The sequence below is a fragment of the Massilia sp. TSP1-1-2 genome (assembly GCF_049896185.1).
Lineage (GTDB): Bacteria > Pseudomonadota > Gammaproteobacteria > Burkholderiales > Burkholderiaceae_D > Telluria_A.
In genome coordinates, this window is record NZ_JAFCTU010000013.1 from 1 (window position 1) to 24,955 (window position 24,955).

A 24,955-nucleotide genomic window follows, 5' to 3' on the forward strand; every position below is an offset into this window, starting at 1 on the left:
CATCCACCCGCCCGCCATCACCCCTCATACCGCTTCATTGATGTCCCGTTTAATCGGGTAGGGAAACCATTGCTCGCAACATTGCAATCGCTGCCGATGAGGCCCCGCGTCGGCCAGCGGGAGACGCAGTGGCAGTTTATGAAACATCCAGGCTAGAATGCAATGACTTCTCTCCCTTCCTTGAAAACGGGATCTGTCCCCACCGCAGCGACCGCGCTCTTGCTCTTTGTTCTGTCGGCAGCGTCGCTGGGATGCGCCTACGCCGCCTGCTTCGGCGTCACCGCGTCGACCCCGGCGCCGCGCCCCACCGCGCCGGCGGCCAGATTGCAAGAAGCCGACCCGATGGCCGGCGCCGGCGCGCACATGCGCTGTTCGCCAGGTGCGCGCTTGCGCCGTCCTTACTGCCGCACGGCTGACCTGCCTGCTGTCTGATCGCCGCGGCGGTTAACCTTGCTGCGGACGAAAAAAAAGACCTGCGCCGCAATGCGACCCAGGTCTTTTTTCCTACGAATGTTGGTGCGGCTGGCAGGAATTGAACCCACGACCCCTTGGTTCGTAGCCAAGTACTCTATCCAACTGAGCTACAGCCGCGACGAGCGAGATTATAGCAGCGCCGCGCCAAATTACCAAGGCCGGCGCGCAACCTCCCGCGCGCGTGGCTTGGCGGCCCACCCTCCGGGCCGGGAAGCAGCAAGCGCGCCGCCCTGCGGAACCGGCAATGGCGGATCGTCAAAGTGAATAATTTACTACGATTATTGACGCATTCTCCCGTATAGTAAGCAAAAAAGTTTCCATAATGGCCAAGTCGAGCTTCACTTAACCAGGAGTCCACCATGTACGCCAAATTGCTGATCTCGTTTTGTCTCGTTGCTGCCGCCTTGCCCGTCTGCGCCCAACAGGCACCGGTCATGAAGGAGGGACAGGTGACTGAAAATGCGCTGGTCGACGCCTTGACCCCGGCCGAAGAGCCGATCCGCACGCGCGGCATCCGCGTCATCCGCGACGAGCAACCGGGCGGCGCGGCGCCCAAGCAGCCGGCCAAGCGCGCCGCTGCATCGTTGCTGATCACCTTTGAGACCAATTCAGCCGCGCTCACCGCGCACGCCAAGCGCTCGCTCGACGTGGTCGGCCAGGCGCTCGCGTCCGAGAAGCTGGCCGCGTTCCGTTTCGGTATCGAGGGCCACGCCGATCCGCGCGGCGGCCAGGAAGTCAACCTGAAGCTGTCGCAGGCGCGCGCCGAATCGGTGCGCGACTACCTGGTTTCAGCCAAGCAGATCGATACGGCGCGGCTGGAGCCAATCGGCAAGGGCGCAAGCGAGCTGATGAATAAAACCAGTCCGGCCGCCCCGGAGAACCGCCGCGTCACGATCGTCAATTTGTCCAAGTAAGCGTGCAGCGCGGATGTGGCGCGCGCGTCAGTTCGCGTATTCTTCCACCGAGAACATGCTCGCGCCATACAGCGGCGAGCACTGTGCCGGGTCCGGGCACACCGGGACCCCGGCGAACACGGGCGCCGCGCCCGTGTAGCTTTGCAGCGCCCTGGCCGCGCCGGCAGGGGAAAAGTCCAGGAAATCCCCACCCTTGACGCCGCCGGTGGCGCTGAAATCGCGCTCTACATCGGAGACGATGACCAGCACATGATCCTGCCCGGCGGGCCCGGTCATTTCAAGCTTGAAGCCGCGCGGCAGCTTGATCGTTTCGCCGGCCTTGATCCGATTGCGCGTGTCCGAGCGGTTTGGAAACAGCATGACAAAGGTTTTCGGGTCGGCCCCCAGCAGGTGGACGTACAGGTAGCCTGCGTGCGAAGCGGTCACTGAAAAAGCGAGACGGTCGCGTTTGATCAGCAACCGCCTGGGGCCGCTGTCTATGCCCACGCTGCGCTGCTCGCTGGCGCCGGCCACCACGTGCTGAAATGCGGCGAGCGGGTTGAACGGCGCGCTCGCCGCCGTGGCCGGGGGCGGGGCGACTGGCGGCGCCACGCCGGGATGCACTACCGGCACCACCACTGGCTGCACTGCCGTCGGCGGAGCCACGGCTACCGCCGGCGCCGGCAGGACAGCTTGATTCACGCGGGCCGGTTTTCCCATCATCAAGTAGCCAAGCCCGGCCGCCACCGCCAGCGCGCCGGCGACAGCGCCCCCGATCAGCATACCCTTGCGCGCATGTGGCGCCGGCGCCGGCATCGGCGCGGCCAGCGGCGGCGGCGGCGGCGGCTTGGGCGACGGCGGGCGCACCGACGCCGGCGGCGCGTACGTGGTGGCGCCGGGCGGCAGGCCCAGCAGCGCGCGCATCTCGGCCGCGCTTTGCGGGCGCTCTTCTGGCCGCACCGACAGCGCCTGGTCGATGGCGGTCAGGAAAGCGACGCTGTAACGGTCGGCGTAGCGCTGCGCCAACGGCACGTACGGGTCCGAGATGGCGCGCCCCACCGCCGGCGGCGGCGCCTTGCCGTCGATTGCGAAATGCACGACCGAGGCGAGCGCGAACAGGTCGGTCCAGGCGCCCTGTTGCATGCCCGGCGTTTCGGCGTACTGCTCGATGGGTGCGTAACCCTGCTTGAGGATGACGGTAAACGCCTGATCCATGCCGCTGATGGCGCGCCGCGCGGCGCCGAAGTCGAGCAGCACCGGCTGGCCTTCATCAATCATCATGATGTTGTCGGGCGCAATGTCACGGTGAAAGCATTGCTGGTCGTGAATCAGCGTGAGCGTGTCGAGCAGCGGGGCAAGCAAGCTTTTCAGCCACGCTTCGTCCGCTGGCGCCGTGCGTTCGCGCAAAGCCTGCTTGAGCGTGATGCCCTGGTAGTACGGCATGATCATATAGGCCGTGCCGTTCGCTTCCCAGAAGCGGTAGACCTTGATCAGCGACGGATGGTCGAACTGGGCCAGCATGCGCGCTTCATTGACAAAGCTGCGCAGACCGGCCTGGAAGGTTTCCAGGTGGCGCTCGGACTTCACCCGCACTTCCGAGAGCAGGGTGCGCGAAGCGAATGCGGAGGGCATGTATTCCTTGAGGGCCACGTGGCGCTCGAGCGAGCTGTCGTAGGCCAGGTAGACGATCCCGAAGCCGCCTTCGCCGAGCAATCCCGTGATCTCGAATTCTCCCAGGCGCGTGCCCACGGCCAGCGCATTGTGGGGTCCGTCGTCGGCCGGCGCGCCGGTGGCCGGCCCCGTCACCGGCATGTGGCCGGGGCCGGCGGCGCCGCTTGAGCCGGGAGCGGACGCCGCCTTGTTGGCCGCAAGGACAGTACGTTCGTCGTCAGAAGGAAGTGTCATGAAGGGGCTCTGGTTGGCCAGGCGGCGGCACGTTGCCGCCTGCTCGCATTTTTATTCTAGGGGCAAGCGCTCGCCGGCGGCATGATCGGCGGCGCTGTCCGCGCTCTTTTTACGGGCATCGGTCCGCCCGCAGCAAATGTTGAGGCCGCTATTTTAGGCTCGTATATTACAGAATATACGCCCTTGTAAAGATGTTCTAATAAAAATATTTTTTTGTAATTTTTTGAGATTTTTTGCCGTATAGTGAGGTTTCTGTCCCGTGTCCATACAACAATTCTAAATGCGGATGACCATGACCATAATTGCAAGGTATGCGCACTCACGCGTACTGTCCGAGCCCGCCTTCGCCGTCGATGTTGACGCACCAGTCTGCCTGGCGGGAGTGCTCCTTTGAGTCAGATTGACGTGGAGAGCCTGCTGCAGGAACTCGATCCGGCAGCCCCTTGCGGCCCCAACCTTGAATACGATCCCATCTTTGTCGCGCTGGAGCTGGAAGCGATTGGCAAGCCCGAAGTGCAGTACGGCGAGACTATCACGCCGGCCGTGCCGCCCGACTGGAAAGCAGTGCGCAAGATGGCTGCCGGCTTGCTCGAGCGCAGCCGCGACCTGCGCCTGGCGGTCTACCTGCTGCGCGCCGAACTGGCGCTCACTGGTCTGGCCGGCATGGCCGACGGCCTGCGCCTGATCGAGCGCCTGCTCGACGAGCGCTGGAACAGCGTCCACCCCGAACTGGACGCCGACGACGACAACGACCCGATGTTGCGGATCAATTCGCTGGCCATCCTGGCCGACGCCGGCACCGTCCTCAAGGACTTGAAGGAAGCGTCGCTGATCGTGCTGCCGGGGCTGGGACCGTTCAGCCTGCGCACGCTCGAGATTGCGAACGGCGAATTGCCGCCGCCGCCGGGCCAGGACAAGGTCTCGCTCGATTCGTTGCAACGCTCGCTGGACGACGTTGACGCCGCCGCGTTGAGCGCCGCGGTCGATCTGCTCGGGCGCGCGCTGGAAAGCGTCGTCGGCATTGAAACCTTGCTGGTGCGCCAAGTGGGCAGTTCGCAAGCGCTCAACCTCGATGCGCTCACCCGCCCCCTCAAGCGCGGGCGCGACTTCCTGGCGCTGCGCGAAAGCGCGCGCGCACCGGCCGAGCTCGCCAACGAAGAAGCCGGCGCCGTCCCACGCGCAGACGGCGCCGCGCACGCCGCCCTGATCAGCGGGGCCGTCGCCAACCGCGACGACGTGGTGCGCATGCTGGAAAAATTGATTGCCTACTATCACAAGTATGAGCCTTCCAGCCCCTTGCCCATCCTCCTCGAGCGCGCCAGGCGCCTGGTGCCCAAGTCGTTCATGGAAATCATGGAAGACCTCGCGCCCGATGGCATGGCGCAACTGATGGTGATCAAGGGCCCGGATGGTTCTCAGCAAGAAGACAGTTACTAGCTGCCAGGTTAGGACCGGGCATTGGGCGGGTGGGTTTGTGTGTGTTCATTCAAGGAGGTATCAATCGTGGGTAAAGAGAGTAGCCAGAAGTTCATCGCACGCAACCGTGCACCGCGCGTGCAGATCGAATACGACGTTGAAGTCTACGGCGCCGAAAAGAAGATCCAGCTGCCTTTCGTGATGGGTGTGATGGCCGATCTGTCGGGTCAGCCCGCCGATCCGCTGGCGCCGGTTGCCGAGCGCAAATTCCTTGAGATCGATGTCGACAATTTCGACGAGCGGCTAAAAGCCATGAAGCCGCGCGTTGCCGTGCAGGTGCCCAACACGCTTACCGGCGAAGGCAATCTGTCGGTCGAAATGACGTTTGAAAACATGGATGACTTTACTCCGGCGGCCATCGCCCGCAAAGTCGGCTCGCTCAACAAGCTGCTGGAAGCGCGCGGCCAGTTGTCGAACCTGATGACCTATATGGATGGCAAGACAGGCGCCGAAGACCTGATCGCCAAGCTGCTGGCCGAACCTGCCCTGATGCAGGCGCTGACCTCGGCGCCCAAGCCAAAAGACTAACACCTGACGTCCTGGAGAACTACGATGGCTGAACTTCAACAAGATACCCAGCAGACCGGCGGCACGCTCGAGATGAGCGAGTTCGGCAGCCTGCTGCAAAAAGAATTCAAACCGCAGTCGGACAAGGCCAAGGAAGCGGTCGAGAACGCCGTGCGCACGCTCGCCGAGCAAGCCCTGATCGGCAGCAACGTCATCTCCGGCGACGTGCTGGCCACGATCGAAGGCTTGATCGCCCAGCTCGACAAAAAGCTGTCCGAGCAAATCAACCTGATTTTGCACACGCCCGAATTTCAGGCGGTGGAGGGCGCATGGCGCGGCTTGCATCACTTGGTCAATAATACCGAGACGGATGAAACGCTGAAAATTCGCGTGCTCAACATTTCCAAGAATGACCTGGGCAAGACGCTCAAGAAGTTCAAGGGCACGGCCTGGGACCAAAGCCCGATCTTCAAAAAGATGTACGAAGAAGAATTCGGCCAGTTCGGCGGCGAACCATTCGGCGCCATCGTGGCCGACTATTATTTCGACAACAGCGCGCCGGACGTCGACCTGCTCTCGAACATGGCCAAAGTGGCCGCCGCCGCCCACGCCCCGTTCATCGCCGCCGCTGCGCCGTCGGTCATGCTGATGGAATCGTGGCAGGAACTGGCCAACCCGCGCGACCTGACCAAGATTTTCCAGACGCCGGAACACGCCGCCTGGCGCTCGTTTCGCGAGTCCGAGGATTCGCGCTACGTCGGCCTGGCCATGCCGCGCTTTTTGGCGCGCCAGCCGTACGGCGCCAAGACCGACCCGGTCGAAGCGTTCGATTTTGAAGAAGATACGTCCGCCCCCGGCAGCAAGAATTACACCTGGGCCAATGCCGCCTACGCGATGGCGGTCAATATCAACCGTTCGTTCAAGGAATACGGCTGGTGTTCGCGCATTCGCGGCATCGAGTCCGGCGGCGCGGTGGAAGGCTTGCCGGTGCACTCGTTCCCGACCGACGATGGCGGCGTCGACATGCAGTGCCCGACCGAAATTGCCATTTCCGACCGGCGCGAAGCGGAACTTGCCGCCAACGGCTTCATGCCGCTGGTACACAAGAAAAACACCGACTTCGCCGCCTTTATCGGTGCCCAGTCGCTGCACAAGCCGGCCGAATACGACGATCCAGACGCCTCGGCCAACGCCAACCTGGCGGCCCGCCTGCCGTACCTGTTTGCCACCTGCCGCTTCGCCCACTACCTCAAATGCATCGTGCGCGACAAGATCGGCTCGTTCAAGGAGCGCGATGAAATGGAGAAATGGCTTTCCAAGTGGATCGCCCAGTACGTCGACGGCGACCCGCAAAACTCGAGCGAAGCGACCAAGGCGCGCAAACCGCTGGCCGCGGCCGAAGTGCTGCTTGAGGAAGTCGAAGGCAATCCCGGCTATTACCGCTCAAAATTCTTCCTGCGTCCCCATTACCAGCTTGAAGGTTTGACCGTGTCCCTGCGTCTCGTGTCGAAAATGCCGTCTGCCAAGGGCGGTTGATGTGCCTGCAGTAAGCATCACAACTGTCACTATCGTTGTATAACTTGCCGGCGCTGGTCGCCGGTCAAAATTAGGGAGAAAAATCATGGCATTAGATATGTTCATCAAGTTCGACGGCATGACCGGCAGCTCGCAGGACAAAGCGCAAAAGGGCAACTCCGACGTTCTCGCCTACAGCTGGGGCATGTCGCAGTCGGGCAGCTTTCATACGGGCGCGGGCGGCGGCGCAGGCAAGGTCAACATCCAGGATCTGTCGTTTACCAAGTACCTCGATGATTCGACCACCGCGCTGATGATGCATTGCTGCACCGGCAAGCACATTCCCAAAGTCGTCATGCTGATCCGCAAGGCAGGCGGCGAACTGGGCAAGCCGGGTGACAAGGAAGTTGAAATCACGATGACCAAAGTGATGGTCACCTCGGTGTCGACCGGCGGCAGCGGCGGCGAAGACAAGTTCACCGAAAACGTCACCTTGAATTTTGCCGAAATTAAATTCGAAAACTTCAAGCAAGACGCAAAAGGCGTCGTCAGCACAGCTGGCAACCTGGACTGGAACATCGCGGAAAACGCCGGCAAATAAACGCCGCGCAGTAAGTCGGAACCGACCGTGGGAGCCTCTGGCCCCCACGGTGTCTACTTCGCGCCGCAGGCCAATGCCCGCGCACTAACGAAAGCTGCCGATGCTCGCTGAACAATCCCTTGAAGCGGGCAATCTGCCCGCCGCGCTCACTGCGCTGCAAGACGCCGTGCGGCGCGAGCCGGCCAACGTCAAACACCGTATTTTCCTGTTCCAGCTGCTGTCCGTCATGGGCCAGTGGAACCGGGCCTTGACGCAATTAAATGTCGCTGGCGAACTAGACGCCGCAACCTTGCCGATGGTCCAAACTTACCGCGAAGCCATCCAGTGCGAAGCCTTGCGCGGCGCCATATTTTCCGGCGCCCACGCCCCGCTCGTGTTTGGCCAGCCGCAACCGTGGCTGGCGCTGCTGCTGGACGCGCTGCAGTGCGACGCGGCCAATGCGCCCGAACGCGCGGCCAGCGCCCGCGCCCAGGCATTCGAACTGGCACCGGCGATTGGCGGCAGTATCGACGGCCAGCGCTTTGCATGGTTGGCCGATGCCGACCAGAGCTTAGGTCCGGTGCTCGAAGCGGTCGTCAATGGCCGCTATTTCTGGATTCCCATGCAGCGCATCAGCCGCATCGAGATCGACGCGCCGGCCGACCTGCGCGACGCGGTCTGGATGCCCGCCTCGTTTACCTGGACTAATGGCGCGCACACGGTGGGCTTGATTCCCACGCGCTACCAGGGCACGGTGGCCCATGGCGGCGACGCGCTGTTGCTCTCGCGCCGCACCGAGTGGGTGGAAGAGGGCGCTGCGGCCGGGCGCGGCCTTGGCCAGCGCACGCTGGCCACCGATGTGGGCGATTTTGCGCTGATGGACGTGCGGGTGATCGAATTTGACGCCCAGGAGGAAGTTGAGCAAGCTGAACCGGGCGCGGTGCAACATGGCTGAGTTGGCCCCGCGCGAGCGGCTGCAGCCGAGCTTGCTTGACCGCCTGTGCGACGACGAGCCGGCCAACGGTAGCGAGTCGCGCGAGCGGCGCGTGCTGTCGCTGCGCACGCTGCGCGAAGGCGTGCTGCGCGACCTGGCCTGGCTGCTCAATACCACCAATTTGCTCACCGTCATCGATGCTGCCCCCTTGCCTTACCTGGCCAATTCGGTGATCAACTTCGGCGTGCCCGATATCTCGGGCAATTCGGCGGCGAACATGAACGTGACCAAGCTCGAACGGGGCATTCGCCAGGCCATCTGGGACTTCGAGCCGCGCCTGATCCGCGCCACGGTGGTGGTGACGGCGCGCGCGGGCGGCGCCATCGAGCAAAACAAGATTACCTTCGATATCGAAGCGGACCTGTGGGCCCAGCCCTATCCGGAACGGCTGTACCTCAAGACCGAGCTCGACCTTGAGCGCGGTGCCGTCGTTGTTGCCGAAGCGAACGGCAGGGGCCGGCCATGAATCCCCGTTTTTTGCGTTATTACAGCCAGGAATTGCAACACTTGCGCGAAGTGGGCGGCGAATTCGCCCAGGACTTCCCCAAGATCGCCGGGCGCCTGGGCCTGGACAGTTTCGAGTGCGCCGACCCGTATGTGGAGCGCTTGCTGGAAGGCTTCAGCTTCATGGCTGCGCGCGTGCAGATGAAAATCGACGGCGAGTTTCCCCGTTTTACCCAGCATCTGTCGGAACTGGTGTATCCCCATTTGCTGGCGCCCACGCCGTCGATGGCGGTGGTGCAGCTGCAGCCGGATTTGAGCAATCCCGCCTTGCAGACGGGCTTTGTGGTGCCGCGCGGCAGCAGCATGCGCAGCGTGCTGGGCAAGGGCGACAACACGGCCTGCGAGTACCGCACCGCCCACGAGCTCACCTTGTGGCCGATCGAGCTCGTTGACGCCAAGTTCTTCACGTACGGCGGCAGCCAGGCTGGCCTGAACGTGCAATTGCCCGACACCGTCAAGGCCGGCATCCGGCTGCGGCTGCGCAGCAGCGGCGCGCCGTTCAATGCCTTGCCGCTGGAGCGCTTATGCCTGCACCTGCGCGGTGCGGACGATATGCCGGCGCGCATCTACGAAAAACTGCTTGGCAGCGTGGAAGGGGTGCTGGTGACGCCGCCGGGGCGGCCCGCCGCCTGGCACCGCCTGCTGCCAAAAACGGCGCTGCGTCCGCTCGGCTTTGCCGAGAGCGACGCACTGCTGCCCAGCGGAAAGCGCACCTTCCAGGGCTACCGCTTGCTGCAAGAGTATTTTGCCTTCCCGCAGCGCTTCCAGTTCGTCGAGATCGGCAGCCTGCAGCAAGCGCTGCGCCAGTGCGACGGCAATGAAGTCGAGATCACGATTCTGCTCAACCGGGCCGACGCGCAACTGGAAAAAACGCTCGACGCCGCCAATTTTGCGCTGCATTGCACCCCCGTGGCCAACCTGTTCCAGCGCCGCGCAGACCGCATCAACGTCACCGGCGAGCAGCTTGAATACCACGTGCTGGTGGACCGCACGCGGCCGATGGACTATGAAGTATTCCAGATCGAGTCGGTCACCGGCTACGGCAGCGGCGCCGCGTCCGAGCAAAGCTTCCAGCCTTTTTATGCGGCCAAGGATATCGGCACGCTCAATCAGGACCAGGCTTTTTTCCAGCTGCGCCGCGAAAAGCGCGTCATCTCGCAGCGCCAGCGGCGCGACGGCCCGCGTTCGAGCTACATTGGCAGCGAAGCGTTCATCGCCATCGTCGACGCGCGTGAAGCGCCGTACCGCAGCGACCTGCGCCAGCTTGGCCTGGCGCTCTGGTGCACCAACCGCGACTTGCCGCTGTCCATGCCGCTGGGGACCGGCAAGACCGATTTCATCCTCGACGCCGGGGCCCCGGTCACGGCGCTGCGCTGCGTGGCGGGACCGAGCCAGCCGCACCCGTCGTTTGCCGAAGGCAGCGTGGCCTGGCGCCTGCTCAACCACCTCTCGCTCAATTATCTCTCGCTGCTCGACACCGACGCCGCCCAAGGCGCGGTGGCGCTGCGCGAAATGCTTTCGCTATACTGCCATCCGGCCGACTTGAATGCGCAGCGCCAGGTGGAAGGGGTGCGCAGCATCGCCTCCAAGGCGATTACCCGGCGCCTGCCGTCGCCCGGGCCGATCACGGTCGGGCGCGGGATCCAGATCACCGTCACGCTCGACGACGCCGCTTTTGAGGGCACCGGCGCCTTTATGCTGGGCGGCGTGCTGAGCGAGTTTTTTGCCCAGTACGTGTCGATCAATTCGTTTACCGAAACCGTGGTCAGGACGCTCGAGCGGGGCGAGATCATGCGTTGGCCGGCCAAGGTGGGCGCATGCGCGACCCTGTAGAACTCGACCTCCTGCTTGAAGCGCAGGTGGCGCGCATGGATTTTTACCAGGTGCTGCGCCTGATCGAGAACGCCCATCCGGAGCTGCCGCGCATCGGCGCCTCGCTGCGCGCGCGCGACGACGCGGTGCGCTTCGGGCAAGACCCGGCGCTGGTCTTTCACGCCACCATGCTGGGCCAGTTCAAGCGCGCCGACGGCGAGGCGCGCGCGCGCCTGGCGGTCAATTTTTTCGGCCTGCTGGGCGCCAACGGGCCGATGCCGGTGCATATTACCGAGTATGTGCGCGACCGCCTGCGCCATGGCGGCGACGCCACCATGCTCGCCTTTCTCGACGTTTTTCATCACCGCATGCTCTCGCTGTTTTACCGCGCGCGGGCGGCCGCCGAACCGGTGATCAGCCTTGACCGAGTTGACGGCGACCGTTTTTCCGTCTTTGTCGGCAGCATGTTCGGCATCGGCGCCCCGGCGCTGCGCGAGCGCGACGAGATCGGCGACTTCGCCAAGCTCCATTTCGCGGGCCTGTTGGCGAACAAGGCGCGCCCCGCCTCGGGCCTGGCGACGATCCTGCGCCAGTACTTTAAGCTGCCGCTGCACATTGAGCAATTCGTCGGCCACTGGATGCGCCTGCCGACCGAGGCGCACAGCCGCATCGGCAGCCAGGACGCGTCCAACCGCCTGGGCAGCACGCTTTTGCTGGGCAAGAGCGTCTGGGATTGCCAGCACAAGTTTCGCATCGTGATCGGCCCGGTGGGCTACGCCGACTACCAGCGCTTTCTGCCCGGCGGGGCCAGCACCCGGCGCTTGCTGGCCTGGGTCAAGAACTACGTGGGCCTGACGCTGGACTGGGACGTGCGCGTGATTTTGAAGAAGGAAGAGATGCCGCCGCTGCGCCTGGGCGGCGCCACCCGGATGGGATGGAGCACCTGGCTGGCGAGCGCGGCGCCGGTGCGCAACCTTGACCAGATGTTGATTAATCCCGTCCTGATCGAAAGCAGCACCCGAGAACCGGCCGCACCAGGCCGGCATTAGAAAACCATCTGAGGGGAAGTCATGGCCGACATCAGTCGCGTTGCATTGTTTGGCAAGCTGAACAGCCTGTGTTATCGGGCGATCGAAAGCAGCACCGTGTTTTGCAAGCTGCGCGGTAACCCCTACGTGGAAGTGCTGCACTGGATGCACCAGATCTTGCAGCTGCAAGACTCCGACCTGGTACGCATCATCCGCCAGTACGACCTTGATCCGGCCACGCTGGCGCGCGACCTGACGGCGGCGCTCGACCGCCTGCCGCGCGGCTCCACCTCGGTCACGGATTTGTCGTCGCAGCTGGAAGAATCGGTCGAACGCGCATGGGTGTACGGCACGCTGATGTTCGGCGAGTCGCAGGTGCGCTCGGGCCACCTGATCATTGGCATGCTGAAAACGAACGGTCTGAAAAACGCGTTGTACGGCATGTCCAAGCAGTTCGAGAAAATCAAGCTGGAGCACCTGAGCGACAATTTTGCCAGCCTGCTGGCCGAGTCGCCCGAAGCAAAAATGGTCGCCACCGACGGCTTTACCGGCGGCGGCGCCGCGCCTGGCGAAGCGTCCGGCGCCATCGCCCCGGCGGCGATGGGCAAGCAGGAAGCGCTGAAAAAATTCACGGTCGACCTGACCGAGCAGGCCCGCAGCGGCAAGATGGACCCGATTGTCGGGCGCGACGACGAGATCCGCCAGATGGTCGACATTTTAATGCGGCGCCGCCAGAACAACCCGATCATGATCGGCGAAGCGGGCGTGGGCAAGACCGCCGTGGTGGAAGGCTTCGCCCAGCGCATCGCGCGCGGCGACGTGCCGCCCGCGCTCAAGGAAGTGCAACTGCTCACGCTCGACGTGGGCCTGCTGCAGGCAGGCGCGAGCATGAAGGGCGAGTTTGAGCAGCGACTGCGCTCGGTCATCGACGAAGTGCAGGCCAGCCAGAAGCCGATCATCCTGTTCATCGACGAAACCCACACGCTGGTGGGCGCGGGGGGCGCCGCCGGCACCGGCGACGCGGCCAATTTGCTCAAGCCTGCCCTAGCGCGCGGCACCTTGCGCACCATCGGCGCGACCACCTTTGCCGAGTATAAAAAGCACATTGAAAAAGACCCTGCGCTCACGCGCCGCTTCCAGAGCATCCAGGTCGACGAGCCGAGCGAAGAGCGGGCCATTCTCATGATGCGTGGCGTTGCCTCGACCATGGAAAAGCACCACAAGGTGCAGATCCTGGACGAAGCGCTGGAAGCTGCCGTCAAGCTGTCGCACCGTTACATCCCCGCGCGCCAATTGCCAGACAAATCGGTGAGCCTGATCGACACCGCCTGCGCGCGCGTGGCCGTCAGCCTGCACGCCACGCCGGCCGAAGTGGACGACAGCCGCAAGCGCATCGAGTCGCTCGACGTTGAGCTGGGCATCATCGGTCGCGAGAGCGCGATCGGCATCGACATCGGCAAGCGCCACAGCGACGCCACAGCCTTGCTGGAAGAAGAAAAGAGCCGCCTGGCGGGCCTGGAGACGCGCTGGAACGACGAGCGCGCGCTGGTCGACCAGTTGCTCTCGCTGCGTGCCCGCTTGCGCGACGGCGCGCAGCCGGTCGAAGGCACCGGCAGCAAGCTCGAAGCGCAGGCCGATTCCGTGGCGCCGGCCGCGCCCTTGTCGGTCGAGCAGCGCGCCGACTTGATGGAGCAGCTAAAAGGCGTACAGTCCAGGTTGACCGAGCTGCAAGGCGAAACGCCGCTGATTTTGCCCACCGTCGACTACCAGGCCGTCGCCGCAGTGGTGGGCGACTGGACCGGTATTCCGGTCGGGCGCATGGCCAAGAACGAGATGGAAACCATCCTCAAGGTCGCCTCGCTGCTCAGCCAGCGGGTGATCGGCCAGGACCACGCGATGGAGATGATCGCCAAGCGCATCCAGACCTCGCGCGCGGGGCTGGATAATCCGAGCAAACCGATTGGGGTGTTCATGCTGGCCGGGACTTCGGGCGTGGGCAAGACCGAAACGGCACTGGCCTTGGCCGAAGCGCTGTACGGCGGCGAGCAAAACCTCATCACCATCAACATGAGCGAATACCAGGAAGCGCATACGGTGTCGACTCTGAAAGGCGCGCCGCCCGGTTACGTGGGTTACGGCGAAGGCGGCGTGCTGACCGAGGCCGTGCGCCGCAAGCCGTATTCGGTGGTGCTGCTCGATGAAGTCGAAAAAGCGCACCCGGACGTGCACGAGATGTTCTTTCAAGTGTTCGACAAGGGCTTCATGGAAGACGGGGAAGGGCGCTTCATCGACTTCAAGAATACCCTGATCATCCTGACGACCAACGCCGGCACCGATTTGATCGCCGGCTTGTGCAAGGACCCGGACCTGATGCCGGACCCGGAAGGCATGGCCAAGGCACTGCGCGCGCCGCTGCTCAAAGTGTTCCCGCCGGCGCTGCTGGGGCGCCTGGTGACGATTCCTTACTATCCGCTGTCGGACGAGATGCTGGGCCAGATCGTCAAGCTGCAACTGAACCGCATCAAGAAGCGGGTCGAGGCGCGCTACAAGATTCCGTTCATGTATGGCGAGGACGTGGTCAAGCTGGTGGTGTCGCGCTGCACCGAGGGCGAGTCGGGCGGGCGCATGATTGACGCGATCCTCACCAACACGATGCTGCCCGATATCTCGAAAGAGTTCTTGACGCGCATGATGGAAGGCAAAGCCGTCGAGCGCGTGCAGGTCGACGTTGCCGATGGACAATTCCATTATCAATTTTAAACGGCGAGGGAGGAATCGATGGCTACCGTTGGTGATTAGAAACAAAGGCGCCAAAAAAGTTGCGGCACGATTGTCCACCAAGAACCGGCTGTACTATTACGAGACAGACAATCTGTCGCTGGTTCCACCGTCGGTGTATTTGCACGACTACATGTCGTCGCTGAAGCCTGGCTTGCTGGTAAAAGGCAAGCTGCTGGTGAATTACCCCCGGACGGAATGGGTGAACAACAAAGAGGGCGCAAAGTTCGAGTTTGACTGGAACGATGAAAAGGACACCGAGTTCCAAGGCGCGCCCATCCTGGTCAAGCCGACGATGGCGCACTACAAGCAGTTTTCCCTTGAAAAACTCGGCGCGCCGCCGAACTTGACCTCAATCTACGAGGAAACGGTGCCGTACGGCGAGAGCAAAGCCAGGCGCATCTACATGCTGGCGACCTTCTGCGTGCTGAAAAAGCATGGGTTTGTGTATTACCACAAGACGGAAGGGCATAACATCGGCGCGATCTTGACGTCCAAGCACGGCGATGTCCTGGCCTGGGGCGTGAATACGGGGGAGCACCGGCATGCCGAGGTCAATACCGTCATCAGCTATTTCCTGCGCAATCCTGGCGCCACCAGGTTGCCGGTAGACTCAGTGCTGTTCTCGACCTTGAAGCCTTGCAAGATGTGCTCCAGTCTGATCAAGGCCGCGTCCGATGCCGCGCGCACCCGTGTTTGGTACGGCATGATGGATGAAGGGAAAAGTGGCGCCAGCAAGTTGCTGGGAAATATGGCGTCCAGTTTCACCGGCGTCGATCTTGCCGAGCTAGACGTGTTCGAATTGATGAGCGAGAGCGGCACGCTCGACACGGCCATCACGGCCAAGGGCACCAAGCCGGTATGGGTGCCGGTCGACGGTGGCAAGGTTGACCTGTACGCGACCTTGAACGCCAGCAAGAAGAACGACCCCATCAATAAATCGGCCGCCGACTGGGTCGACGACAGCGCCGACATGATGAAGCTGGTCGAGGCAGCGCTGGTCAAGTTTCAGGGCAAGGCCGACAAGAAGAATCGCGCCGACAGCGCCGTCAAGAAAGTGCTTGCGCACTTGCAGGAATTCGTCAAGTAGGAATCAAGGTAACGGTCCCGTTTTGCCAGGTGCGCAAGGCAGGCCGGCGAGGTCAATCAACAAAAGGATAGCTTATGCGATACGGTGATGCAGCCTGCGAGGAAACCGGGATTTCACAGCGCCACGCCGCCGTGTTCCAGGAGGTGGCTAACGTCACCAAATGCATCATCGCATGCAGAGCGGTGGGCAAGTTCGCAACAGGACTGATCAGTGAGAGCTACTCATCGAAAGGCTTTCACAACAAGGCCAAATCGTGCAACTGGGGGCCGATGGCTGGCTTTGTACTGGCCGATCCGCGCTTTACCAAGTCGCCCGACTTGAAAGGGCAAACCAAGACGCTGGTCGCCGCCTATCTGGCGGGCGCGACCCAGGTGCCATTGTTTATTTCCGAGCAGCGCAGGATCTGGCTGCAAAACGCCGGCTTGTTCCAGTTCCGGTACGGCGACGAGCGGGTGCAGGAAGTTCGCGCGCAGCGGGAGGGACTAGTGATCGATTTTGAGTTGCACCGGGATGTGGGCGAACCCAAAGCTTTGACCTGGGGCATGTGGGCCGTCATGTACAGCATTAACGATCGTGTTGAAGCCTTGGTTCCCCCATTGGCAAGAGCGGCCGCGCAGTCCACGGTTGAAAAGGTAGGCACCCGTGCGCTCCCCAAGCCGCCCAGCGATCGCGCCCAGCCCAGTTCCGGCAGAATCGGCCCGCCGCGGCCGGCGCTGAAAGTGGCTGTGCAAAGCAGCAGCAGGGAACAAATCGAAGAGCGTCTTGCGCGCATCAATGCGCCCCCCGTGCAGCAGCGCATGGCCGACCCGCACCTGGTGCCCGTGATGGCGGTGCGCGATCCGCACTGTACCGTGGCGGCCAGCGACTATCGTTCGGCGACGACGGGTGATTATGATTTGTTCGCCGTATGGCCGCGCGTCGGCCCCGCAGAACTGATGAACCACCTGGACAGGCGCATGATCCAGACCCACGAACTCGAACAACGCATCACTGCAAGGAAAACCTACAGCTACGAAAGCGAGCACCAGGGTAATCTGACGCCGCGCATCTCCGAGGTTAAAAGCTTGCTCAATGGCGGCTTCATGCGCGCAGGCTACACCGGCGGCAACATGGTGCACCATAGCGACGAGGGTGGCCGCCCGTTCGTGACCTCGATCGACTTGCCTGTGTTCGCCGTTGTTCCCGGCGAAACGCAACCGTATTGCATCGAGTCGGCGCAAGACATGCGCGCCTTTGTCCGGGGGCGCGACGACTATGAATTCCCGATGAACCAAGGGTGGGTGCATGAGATGCGGAACTGAGGCAGACGGCTGCCTCAGCCCGGGCCGGCAGCATTGCCGCCTCAGTGCGCGGCAGCGGCAATTGCGGCGAACGTATCGAAGATCGCCGCATTCGGGTTGCCCGCCGGTGCGGCCGGCTCGAGCGCCGTCACGGGCGTGCCGTCATGCTCGAAGATAGCGAAGATCAGGCCGCCGGTCGGATCGTTGTGCGAGCCGAGCACCAGGCCGCTGTCGCTGTCGGCGCGCGACGAGGCTGCGCACACGCCCGCATTGCCGGTGCTGTGGCGGCGGTCGAAGACGGCGTCGGCCAGGCCGCGCGCGGCGCTGTAGTCTTGCGACTCGCTGGCGGCCGAGACCAGCATGTCGAACGGCGCCCAGTCGACGATGCCGTAACGGCTGCGCGCCTCGCCGCTGGCGCGCAGGCGCTGGAACAGGGGCGCGAGCGCGCTTAGGCGCAGGTCGGCAAACTGCAGCGGGTGGCGCAGCCGGAACAAATGAAAGCGTTGCGCCGACAGCGGCAGGGCGCCGCTTTTTTGCTGCTGCATGAAGGCGCCGGTCTGGTCGGGCGTGCCGGGTTTCCACAGCGCCGGCGCCGCCTGCTGCAGTGTGGAGGCCGGGTAAGACTGCAGGGAATAGTGGGCGTGCTCGCGCAAGATGCCGCCCACCGTGCCCACGTACAAGGCGCCCTGGCCGTTGCGCCCGTCAAGGCGGGGGCCGCTGAAACGGTTGTTGCCGTTCATGGAGCTGCCCGGGGGAATGGTGCGCGCTTGCTGGATGCTGAGCGCGCTGTTGACCACGCGCAGCACCAGGCGCCCTGCGCCCAGCGTCATGGTCGGCAATTGCTCGCGCAGCATGGCGTCGTAGGCGATGTCGTAGAACACGTCATACAGCGAAGGATTGCGGATTTTGCCGGCGACCGTCATTCGGCGGCGCGGCTGGTGGCGGCTTTGATAGGTAGTCATGGGCCTCTCGATGTGTTTGTGTCGGACAAAGCCTGGCCAATTGCGGCAGGCGCCGTGCTGTCGAGTATGCCATTGTTAAGGCCGGCCGCAAACGGGAATTGACGGCGCAGCGATCTTGTTGCGTTGCTGCCCAATAGTTGATTGCCATGCCTGCCGCATGCAGCAAAATATTGCATAAATGTACTTTTCCCGACATACTGAACACGAGCGCCACGCAGCGCTCACATTGCAAAGGACGACACATGGCAAGCCAGGTTTCAATGGGAGCGATGATGATGTGCACGATGGGCGCGGCGCCATCCTCGCTGGTCGTGCTGCCCAAGAACAAGGTGCTGTGCGAAGGGCCGCCAGCGGCCAACATCATGGACCATGTGCCGATGATGAACATCATGCCTTTTGGCGTGTGCATGTCGCCGGCCAATCCAATGGTCGCCGCAGCCACCGCAGCCGCGCTCGGCGTGCTCACGCCCATGCCCTGCATCCCCGTCACCGCCGCGCCCTGGGCGCCGGGCGCGCCGACTGTCTTGATCGGCAATATGCCTGCGCTGAACAATATGTCCAAATGCATGTGCAACTGGGGCGGCGTGATTTCCTTCACCATGCCCGGCACCGTCAAGACCATGATCCCGTAGCCGCGCCTTGGCCCGGCCGCAACCGCAGCTCCCTTCCACTTTCAGCACACTCCTATGCCACTAGCCCGCCAAGTTTCCGTCACTTCCGCACTGGCAACCGACGTGCTGCTGTTCAAGTCGATGAGCACGACCGAGGCGCTTGGCCGCCTGCCGGAGTTTCGCGTGCAATTGCTCAGCAAGGATAGCGAAATCAAGATCGCCGATGTGCTCGGCAAGGCCATGAGCATCGAACTGCTCGGCGGGCTGGGCGAGGGCGAGCGCCACTTCCACGGGATCGTCACGCGCTTTGGCAGCACCGGCTGGAGCGGCGAATTCGCCACCTACGAAGCGACCATCCATCCCTGGTTGTGGCTGCTCAAAAAGAGCGCGAACTGCCGCATCTTCCAGGATTTGAAGGTCACCGACATCGTCAAGAAAGTGTGCGCCGTGTATGGCGGCCTGGTCAGCCTGTCGCTCGACTCGCTCAGCGGCGAGTATCCCGTGCTGCCGTATTGCGTCCAGTACCGCGAGAGCGATTTCGATTTCGTGTGCCGCCTGCTCGAAGACGCCGGCATCTATTTTTACTTTACCCATACGGCCGACGCCCACACCATGGTGCTGGCCGACTCGCACAATGCCCATGAGCTCATTCCCGGCTACGGCAGCCTCAAATACGCGGTCCACAAAAACCCGGGGGAACTCGAAGAAGAGGCGATCTACCAATGGTCCGCCGGCGGCGAAATTCAGTCCAGCAGCTACGTGCTCAACGACTTTGATTTTGAAAAAACGGCCGCCAGCAACAGTGCCGGCCTGTTGACCACCAGGACCATCGCCGCCTTGTACCAACAGGAAGCGTTCGAGATGTTCGACTATCCCGGCGCCTACACCGATGCCGACGTTGGCAAGGCGCTCGCGCTGGCGCGCATCGAGCGCCTGCACGGCCAGTGCGAACAGATTGAAGCGCAGACCGATGCGCGCGGCCTGTTTGCCGGCGGCGTGTTCGCGATGGCCGACCATCCGCGCGACGAGCAAAATCGCAAATACCTGGTCACCAGCGCCCGCCTGGAAATCGGCGGCGGCCAGTACCGCAGCGGCGAAGAGGCGCAGCCGTTCACGGTGCTGTGCCAATTCACCGCGATCGGCAACGCCTACCCGTACCGGCCGAGCGCCACGGTGACCAAGCCGATCGTGCAGGGGCCGCAAACGGCGATGGTGGTCGGCAAGGCCGGTGAAGAAATCTGGACCGACAAATATGGCCGCATCAAGGTCCAGTTCCACTGGGACCGGCTGGGCAAGGAAGATGAAAACAGTTCGTGCTGGGTGCGCGTGTCGCAAGCCTGGGCCGGCAAGGGCTGGGGGGCGATGGCCGTGCCGCGCATCGGCATGGAAGTGATCGTCAGTTTCCTCGAGGGCGACCCGGACCGCCCCTTGGTGACCGGCTGCGTCTACAATTCCGACGCCATGCCGCCGTACGCGCTGCCGGCCGAGCAGACCAAGGCGACCTTCAAGACCAACACCAGCAAGGGCGGCGGCGGCTTCAATGAACTGCGCTTCGAAGACAAGAAGGGCGCCGAAGAAATCTTCATCCAGGCGGAACGCGACTGCAACCGGATCGTCAAGAACAACGACACGCTCAAGGTCGGTTTCGAGGTCGCCAAGAAGGGCGACCAGACCATCGACATCAAGAACGACCAGGCCGAAACCATCGGTAATGACCAGACGCTCAAGGTCGGCAACGACCGCAACGTCACGGTCACGCACGACGAGACCGTCAAGGTCGACAACAACCAGACCATCACCATCAAGGTTGACCAGAAACTCGATGTCGGCGCCAACCAGACAGTGTCGATCGGCGCCGACCAGGAAACGGCCATTACCGGCAAGCAGAAAGTCGATATCGGCAGCACGCTGGTGATCGAAGCGGGCACCTCGATACTGCTCAAGGTGGGCGGCAGCAGCATCAAGATCGAGGCCGCCAAAATCACCATCAAGTCGGCTGAAATCGAGATTTCCGCCGACGCCAACGCCAAGCTGAAGGCGGGCGCGATGATGGAAGTAAAAGCGGGCGCGATCATGACGGTCGAAGGGGCGATGGTCAAGATTAATTGATGCCGTTAGACATTTTTATTGTGTAAATTAATTGTTTGTGCAAAGTATAATCATCTGACTCGGTCGGCTGGCGGCGCGTTTTGCGATCGTGGCGCGACCGCAGGCAACCTTACCTATCTCATCCGATGCTGTTGTACCTACGAATCCTGACGTATCGCAATCAGCCCGTGCCGCCCGCCGGCCCTGTCGGCTTTGCCAAGGCCGGCGGCACCATCGGGCGCGCACCCGACAACGCGCTGGTGCTCGACGACGCCTCCAAATACATCTCGCGCGTGCACGCCAAGGTCGCCTTGCGCGACGGCGTGTTCATGCTTGAAGACGTGGGCAGCAATCCGAGCGTGGTCAACGACCGGCCGCTGGGCAAGGGCAAGGAAGTCGCGCTCGCCCACGGCGACCGGGTCACCATCGGCGACTATCAATTGATGGCCGTGATTGAAGCGGGCATGGCCGCGCTGAACTTGCCGCAGGCGCCACTCAACAATCCCGACTTGCCCCTGTTCGTGCCGCCGCCGCCACCGCCGCCGGTTCAGCTGCCGCCGCTTGAGCTGACGCCGCGCCCTGCATCCGGCATTCTGTCGGCCTCGACACCCCCGCCGGCCATCGGCATGCTCGACGCATTGTCTGCCGCAAGCATCCTGGACGTGGGGCCGGGCGACAGCTTCCAGGTCGGCGGCGCCGATCCGCTGGGCCTGAATTTGTTCGGCGATGGCGCCGACGTGCCGCGTCACGCGGCCGAGAGCGACCATGTGTCGCCGGAACTGGCTGCGTTTTCCATGCCCGCGATGTTTGCCGCAGCGCCGCCTGTACCTGCGAGCGCGCCGGCGCTAGCACCGGCTGCGCCTGGCAGCTTTGCCTTCCCGGCCGATTACGATCCGCTGGCCGACTTTTTCGCGCCACCGCTGGCCAAGCCGGCGCCGCCGGTGTATGCGCCGCCTCCCGTGCCCACCTCCGCCCCCGCATTCGTGCCCGACGAACTGGCGTCGTTCGACCTCGGCGGCCTGACCGACGCAGCGCCGTCGCCCGTCGCGCCGCCCATGGAGATCGCGCCGCCGGCCGCCGCGCCGGCGCCATCGACGGGCGCCGCCGACAGCGAAATCCTGCAAGCGCTGCTGCGCGGCCTGGGCTTGCCCGAACTGCGCTTTCACCGTCCGGCTACCGAAGTGGCCGAGATCGTGGGCAGCATGCTGCGCGAAGCGACCGCCGGCACCATCGACGTGCTCATGGCGCGCGCGCTGACCAAGAAGGAAAGCCGGATGGACGTGACGATCCTGTCGGTGCGCGAAAACAATCCGCTCAAGTTTTTTCCCAACGCCGAGGGCGCGCTGACCCAGATGCTGACCGGCACCATGGCCGGCTACATGGCGCCATCGCAAGCGATGGCCGGCGCCTTTGACGACCTGCGCGCGCACGAACTGGCCGTCATCGCCGGCATGCGCGCGGCGCTGGCAGCCGTGCTGCACCGCTTCGACCCGGACCAGATCGAGGCGCGCCTGGCCGTGCCGACGGTGATGGACAAGATGCTCAGCTCGAACCGCAAGGCCAAGATGTGGGACCGCCTGGTCGAGCTGTACGGTGAAATCGCGCGCGAGGCCGACGACGACCTGCAGCGCCTGTTCGGCGAAAAATTCGCGGAAGCGTACGAAGACCAGGTCGCGCGCCTGCGCCAGGCTAAAAAAGCGGCACTCAACTGAAAGAGACACGATGGCGTGGAAAAATAAGGTAGTGTGGTCGGAAGGCATGCTGTTGCAGCCCCAACACTTGCAGCAGCACGACCGGTACTGGCAAAGCCAGCTCGAAGCGCGCGTGGCCGGCTTGCGCCCGTACAGCTGGGGTTTCATCGACGTCAAGATCGACGAACAGCAACTGGCGCTGGGCAAGGTTGCCTTGCAAGCTTGCAGCGCGGTGCTGCCCGATGGTACCCCGTTCGCGCTGCCGGCCGAAGATGAACTCCCGCTGCCGCTGGACATTCCGGCCGATGCCCGCAACGTGATGGTGATGCTAGCCTTGCCGCTGCGCCGCCACGGCGTGCCCGAAACACGCTTTGACGGCGGCGCCGACAGCGGTGCCGATAACTTCGCGCGCCACCGCGCCGACGAATACGAAGCCTGGGACAGCAATGGCCTGGACAACAGCGCGCTGATGCAAGTGGGCAAACTGCGCCTGCGGCTGGCCCTCGAAAGCGAGGTCGCCAACGCCTACGCCACCGTGGGTGTGGCGCGCATCATCGAACGGCGCTCCGACAACCGCGTAGTGCTCGACCCGGACTATTGCGCGCCATGCCTCGATTTCCGGGCCGCGCCGCGCCTGGCGGGCTTCGCCGACGAACTGGTGGGCCTGTTGCACCAGCGCGGCGACGTGCTGGCCAGCCGCCTGTCGCAGCCGGGCGCTGCCGGCGCCGCCGAAATCGCCGACTTCCTGCTGCTGCAACTGCTCAACCGCGCCGAGCCGCTGTTCATTCACCTGGCTGCGGCCACCGGCGTGCATCCCGAAACGCTATACCGCGCAATGCTTGGCTTGGCCGGCGAACTGGCAACCTTTACCGATGCCGGCAAGCGCTGCAGCGCTTATCCGCCGTACCGCCACACCCACCTGGGCGAGACGTTCGCGCCCTTAATCGCGGACCTGCGCAAGTCGCTGTCGGTGGTGATGGACTCGCAGGCGGTCCCGATCCCGCTCGAGGAACGCCAGTTCGGCATCCGCGTGGCGGTGGTGCCCGACAAGGAGCTGCTGCGCTCGGCCACGTTTGTGTTGGCGGTCAATGCGCAGATGCCGCCCGAGACGCTGCGGGGCGCGTTTCCGTCGCAGGTCAAGATCGGTTCGATCGAAAAAATCCGCGACCTGGTCAACCTGCAGCTGCCGGGCATTGGCATGCGCGCGCTGCCGGTCGCGCCGCGCCAGCTGCCGTTCTATGCCGGCTACACCTACTTTGAACTTGACAGCAAGAGCGAGTATTTCCAGCATCTCCATCAGTCGGCCGGCGTTGCGATGCATGTAGCCGGGGACTTTCCAGGCTTGCAGATGCAATTCTGGGCCATCAGGAGGTAGCACCGCGTGAGCAATCGAGAGAGCAACCCAGAGAGCAACCCAGAGGGCCAGGATCCGCCCCAGGATCCCGACAAGACGATGCTGGTGCCCACGCCGGGCGGACGGCGCGCCGCTGCCGCGGCCAGTGCGGCGCCGCCCGCGCCGGCTTACAATCCCGGCCACGCGGGCGCGTCCGCCGCGCCGCTGGCCACGCTGCCGGGCAGCGGCGTCAATCCCCTGGTGCGCGCCGCTAATGGGCTGCTCGACCTGGTGGTCCCGCTGCGCATGACGGCCCAGCCGCCCGACCAGCAGCAGCTGCGTGAAAAGCTGGCCACGGCCATCAAGGCGTTCGAGAACCAAGCGCGCGCCGCCGGCATTGCCGTCGACACCATCGCAGCAGCGCGCTACGTGCTGTGCGTGCTGCTCGACGAAACCATCTCCAGCACCGCCTGGGGCAGCGGCGTGTGGGGTTCGCGCAGCCTGCTGGTCGCCTTTCACAACGAAGCGTCAGGCGGCGAAAAAGTTTTCCTGATCCTGCAAAAGCTAAGCCAGAACGTGGCCGCCAATATCGACCTGCTCGAACTGATGTATCTGTGCCTTTCGCTTGGCCTGGAAGGGCGCTACCGCGTGATCGACCAGGGCCAGGCCCAGCTGGCCACGCTGCGCGAACGCCTGCTCAAAATGATCCAGGACCAGCGCGGCCCGCGCGAGACCGACCTGTCTCCGAACTGGCGCGGCGAGGCGTCCAGGCTGGTCTCGCCGCTGTCGGGCGTGCCGGTATGGGTGATGGCCGCTGCCGCCTGCGCGCTGCTGCTGGTGCTGCAACTGGTGGGCAGCACGGTGCTCAACCGTGCTTCCGACCCGGTGTACGCGGGCCTGTCTAAAATTCGCGTAGCCGTGCCGGCGCCAACCGTGACCCCCGCCGCCGCCGCCCCCGCGCCGGCCAAATTTGCCACCTTCCTCGCGCCCGAAGTCGCGCAGGGCCTGGTGAGCGTCAAAGAGACGGCCGAACGCAGCGTGATCACCGTGCGCGGCGACGGCATGTTCGGTTCGGGCAGCGCCGAGGTGCAGGACAAGGTCGCGCCGCTGCTGGCGCGCATCGGCGACGCACTCAAGACCGAACGCGGCAAGATCATCGTGATCGGCCACACCGACGACACTAAGCCGGGCCTGTCGGCGCGCTTTCCCTCGAACTTTGACCTGTCCAAGGCGCGCGCGGCAGGCGTCATGGTCGAACTGGCCAACCGCGCCGTCACGAGCGCGCGCTTTAGCGCCGAAGGGCGCGGCGACACCGAGCCGATGGTACCCAATGTCTCGCCGCTGAACCGCGCGCGCAACCGGCGCGTCGACATCGTTGTCCTTGCGCCGCCGGCGGCGCCATGATCGCTTACCTTTTCCCGGGCCGCCACGGCG

The 24,955-nt window shown here is 63.8% G+C and carries 20 protein-coding genes and 1 tRNA gene; 18 read left to right on the plus strand and 3 right to left on the minus strand.

Translation table 11 applies throughout. The features are described from left to right. Nucleotides 1–162: 162 nt before the first annotated feature. Nucleotides 163–432 carry a hypothetical protein gene (locus ACP7BV_RS13125; protein ID WP_426104325.1) on the plus strand — a complete coding sequence of 90 codons (270 nt, stop codon included), beginning with the start codon at nt 163–165 and terminating at the stop codon, nt 430–432. An 82-nt stretch (nt 433–514) separates the two neighbouring features. On the opposite strand, the gene ACP7BV_RS13130 is transcribed toward ACP7BV_RS13125, so the two are convergent. Next, nucleotides 515–591 (minus strand) — tRNA-Arg (locus ACP7BV_RS13130). 242 nt (nt 592–833) lie between these two features. Here ACP7BV_RS13130 and ACP7BV_RS13135 point away from each other — a divergent pair. Continuing rightward, a complete protein-coding gene (locus ACP7BV_RS13135) occupies nt 834–1,388 on the plus strand; it encodes an OmpA family protein (RefSeq protein WP_426104327.1) in 555 nt (184 codons plus the stop codon). 27 nt (nt 1,389–1,415) lie between these two features. Here the strand turns inward: ACP7BV_RS13135 and ACP7BV_RS13140 are convergent, their stop codons facing one another. Then, the gene (locus tag ACP7BV_RS13140; RefSeq protein WP_426104329.1) at nt 1,416–3,272 is read right to left on the minus strand and encodes a protein kinase domain-containing protein; all 1,857 of its coding nucleotides are present in this window, start codon (nt 3,270–3,272) and stop codon (nt 1,416–1,418) included. A 390-nt stretch (nt 3,273–3,662) separates the two neighbouring features. Here ACP7BV_RS13140 and tssA point away from each other — a divergent pair, with 390 nt between their 5' ends. The 11 genes from tssA to ACP7BV_RS13195 all read left to right on the plus strand — a co-directional run bounded on the left by tssA (nt 3,663) and on the right by ACP7BV_RS13195 (nt 16,857). Next, nucleotides 3,663–4,709, plus strand: coding sequence for a type VI secretion system protein TssA (gene tssA, locus ACP7BV_RS13145; RefSeq protein ID WP_426104331.1), 1,047 nt, complete (start codon nt 3,663–3,665; stop codon nt 4,707–4,709). Between the two features lie 66 nt (nt 4,710–4,775). Then, a complete protein-coding gene (gene tssB, locus ACP7BV_RS13150) occupies nt 4,776–5,276 on the plus strand; it encodes a type VI secretion system contractile sheath small subunit (RefSeq protein WP_426104332.1) in 501 nt (166 codons plus the stop codon). A gap of 24 nt (nt 5,277–5,300) precedes the next feature. Then, nucleotides 5,301–6,791, plus strand: a complete 1,491-nt coding sequence (gene tssC / locus ACP7BV_RS13155; protein ID WP_426104334.1) for a type VI secretion system contractile sheath large subunit — start codon at nt 5,301–5,303, stop codon at nt 6,789–6,791. An 85-nt stretch (nt 6,792–6,876) separates the two neighbouring features. Beyond that, nucleotides 6,877–7,371 (plus strand): Hcp family type VI secretion system effector, encoded by a 495-nt coding sequence (locus ACP7BV_RS13160; protein WP_426104335.1) that lies wholly within the window; start codon nt 6,877–6,879, stop codon nt 7,369–7,371. A 100-nt stretch (nt 7,372–7,471) separates the two neighbouring features. Further along, nucleotides 7,472–8,305: a type VI secretion system accessory protein TagJ gene (locus ACP7BV_RS13165; RefSeq protein ID WP_426104336.1), complete on the plus strand. Its 834-nt coding sequence runs from the start codon at nt 7,472–7,474 to the stop codon at nt 8,303–8,305. Next, on the plus strand, nt 8,298–8,810 hold the full coding sequence (gene tssE, locus ACP7BV_RS13170) for a type VI secretion system baseplate subunit TssE (protein WP_426104338.1): 513 nt from the start codon (nt 8,298–8,300) through the stop codon (nt 8,808–8,810). The genes ACP7BV_RS13165 and tssE overlap by 8 nt, the downstream gene beginning before the upstream one ends. Beyond that, a complete protein-coding gene (gene tssF, locus ACP7BV_RS13175) occupies nt 8,807–10,681 on the plus strand; it encodes a type VI secretion system baseplate subunit TssF (RefSeq protein ID WP_426104340.1) in 1,875 nt (624 codons plus the stop codon). The genes tssE and tssF overlap by 4 nt, the downstream gene beginning before the upstream one ends. Beyond that, entirely contained in the window at nt 10,666–11,709 is a 1,044-nt protein-coding gene (tssG, locus tag ACP7BV_RS13180; RefSeq protein ID WP_426104342.1) for a type VI secretion system baseplate subunit TssG, read from the plus strand. The genes tssF and tssG overlap by 16 nt, the downstream gene beginning before the upstream one ends. A gap of 21 nt (nt 11,710–11,730) precedes the next feature. After that, nucleotides 11,731–14,448: a type VI secretion system ATPase TssH gene (tssH, locus tag ACP7BV_RS13185; protein ID WP_426104343.1), complete on the plus strand. Its 2,718-nt coding sequence runs from the start codon at nt 11,731–11,733 to the stop codon at nt 14,446–14,448. 31 nt (nt 14,449–14,479) lie between these two features. Continuing rightward, nucleotides 14,480–15,556: a Bd3614 family nucleic acid deaminase gene (locus tag ACP7BV_RS13190; RefSeq protein WP_426104344.1), complete on the plus strand. Its 1,077-nt coding sequence runs from the start codon at nt 14,480–14,482 to the stop codon at nt 15,554–15,556. Between the two features lie 74 nt (nt 15,557–15,630). Next, nucleotides 15,631–16,857, plus strand: coding sequence for an anthrax toxin-like adenylyl cyclase domain-containing protein (locus ACP7BV_RS13195; protein ID WP_426104346.1), 1,227 nt, complete (start codon nt 15,631–15,633; stop codon nt 16,855–16,857). A 41-nt stretch (nt 16,858–16,898) separates the two neighbouring features. On the opposite strand, the gene ACP7BV_RS13200 is transcribed toward ACP7BV_RS13195, so the two are convergent. After that, entirely contained in the window at nt 16,899–17,798 is a 900-nt protein-coding gene (locus ACP7BV_RS13200; protein WP_426104347.1) for a hypothetical protein, read from the minus strand. A 242-nt stretch (nt 17,799–18,040) separates the two neighbouring features. On the opposite strand from ACP7BV_RS13200, the gene ACP7BV_RS13205 reads away from it, so the two are divergent. The 5 genes from ACP7BV_RS13205 to icmH all read left to right on the plus strand — a co-directional run bounded on the left by ACP7BV_RS13205 (nt 18,041) and on the right by icmH (nt 24,925). Further along, complete coding sequence (locus ACP7BV_RS13205; protein ID WP_426104349.1) at nt 18,041–18,430, plus strand: DUF4280 domain-containing protein; 390 nt, start codon at nt 18,041–18,043, stop codon at nt 18,428–18,430. A gap of 54 nt (nt 18,431–18,484) precedes the next feature. Beyond that, the gene (locus tag ACP7BV_RS13210) at nt 18,485–20,518 is read left to right on the plus strand and encodes a type VI secretion system Vgr family protein (RefSeq protein ID WP_426104351.1); all 2,034 of its coding nucleotides are present in this window, start codon (nt 18,485–18,487) and stop codon (nt 20,516–20,518) included. Between the two features lie 131 nt (nt 20,519–20,649). Beyond that, complete coding sequence (gene tagH / locus ACP7BV_RS13215; protein ID WP_426104352.1) at nt 20,650–22,209, plus strand: type VI secretion system-associated FHA domain protein TagH; 1,560 nt, start codon at nt 20,650–20,652, stop codon at nt 22,207–22,209. 10 nt (nt 22,210–22,219) lie between these two features. Beyond that, nucleotides 22,220–23,563, plus strand: coding sequence for a type VI secretion system baseplate subunit TssK (tssK, locus tag ACP7BV_RS13220; protein WP_426104354.1), 1,344 nt, complete (start codon nt 22,220–22,222; stop codon nt 23,561–23,563). Nucleotides 23,564–23,569: 6 nt separating this feature from the next. Then, a complete protein-coding gene (gene icmH, locus ACP7BV_RS13225) occupies nt 23,570–24,925 on the plus strand; it encodes a type IVB secretion system protein IcmH/DotU (protein ID WP_426104356.1) in 1,356 nt (451 codons plus the stop codon). Nucleotides 24,926–24,955 lie beyond the last annotated feature (30 nt).

Coding starts and splice junctions, on each gene's coding strand:
- ACP7BV_RS13125 (WP_426104325.1), top strand. CDS start 163: ATGACTTCTCTCCCTTCCTTGAAAACGGGATCTGTCCCCACCGCAGCG.
- ACP7BV_RS13135 (WP_426104327.1), top strand. CDS start 834: ATGTACGCCAAATTGCTGATCTCGTTTTGTCTCGTTGCTGCCGCCTTG.
- ACP7BV_RS13140 (WP_426104329.1), bottom strand. CDS start 3,272: ATGACACTTCCTTCTGACGACGAACGTACTGTCCTTGCGGCCAACAAG.
- tssC (WP_426104334.1), top strand. CDS start 5,301: ATGGCTGAACTTCAACAAGATACCCAGCAGACCGGCGGCACGCTCGAG.
- ACP7BV_RS13160 (WP_426104335.1), top strand. CDS start 6,877: ATGGCATTAGATATGTTCATCAAGTTCGACGGCATGACCGGCAGCTCG.
- ACP7BV_RS13165 (WP_426104336.1), top strand. CDS start 7,472: ATGCTCGCTGAACAATCCCTTGAAGCGGGCAATCTGCCCGCCGCGCTC.
- tssE (WP_426104338.1), top strand. CDS start 8,298: ATGGCTGAGTTGGCCCCGCGCGAGCGGCTGCAGCCGAGCTTGCTTGAC.
- tssF (WP_426104340.1), top strand. CDS start 8,807: ATGAATCCCCGTTTTTTGCGTTATTACAGCCAGGAATTGCAACACTTG.
- tssG (WP_426104342.1), top strand. CDS start 10,666: ATGCGCGACCCTGTAGAACTCGACCTCCTGCTTGAAGCGCAGGTGGCG.
- tssH (WP_426104343.1), top strand. CDS start 11,731: ATGGCCGACATCAGTCGCGTTGCATTGTTTGGCAAGCTGAACAGCCTG.
- ACP7BV_RS13195 (WP_426104346.1), top strand. CDS start 15,631: ATGCGATACGGTGATGCAGCCTGCGAGGAAACCGGGATTTCACAGCGC.
- ACP7BV_RS13200 (WP_426104347.1), bottom strand. CDS start 17,798: ATGACTACCTATCAAAGCCGCCACCAGCCGCGCCGCCGAATGACGGTC.
- ACP7BV_RS13205 (WP_426104349.1), top strand. CDS start 18,041: ATGGCAAGCCAGGTTTCAATGGGAGCGATGATGATGTGCACGATGGGC.
- ACP7BV_RS13210 (WP_426104351.1), top strand. CDS start 18,485: ATGCCACTAGCCCGCCAAGTTTCCGTCACTTCCGCACTGGCAACCGAC.
- tssK (WP_426104354.1), top strand. CDS start 22,220: ATGGCGTGGAAAAATAAGGTAGTGTGGTCGGAAGGCATGCTGTTGCAG.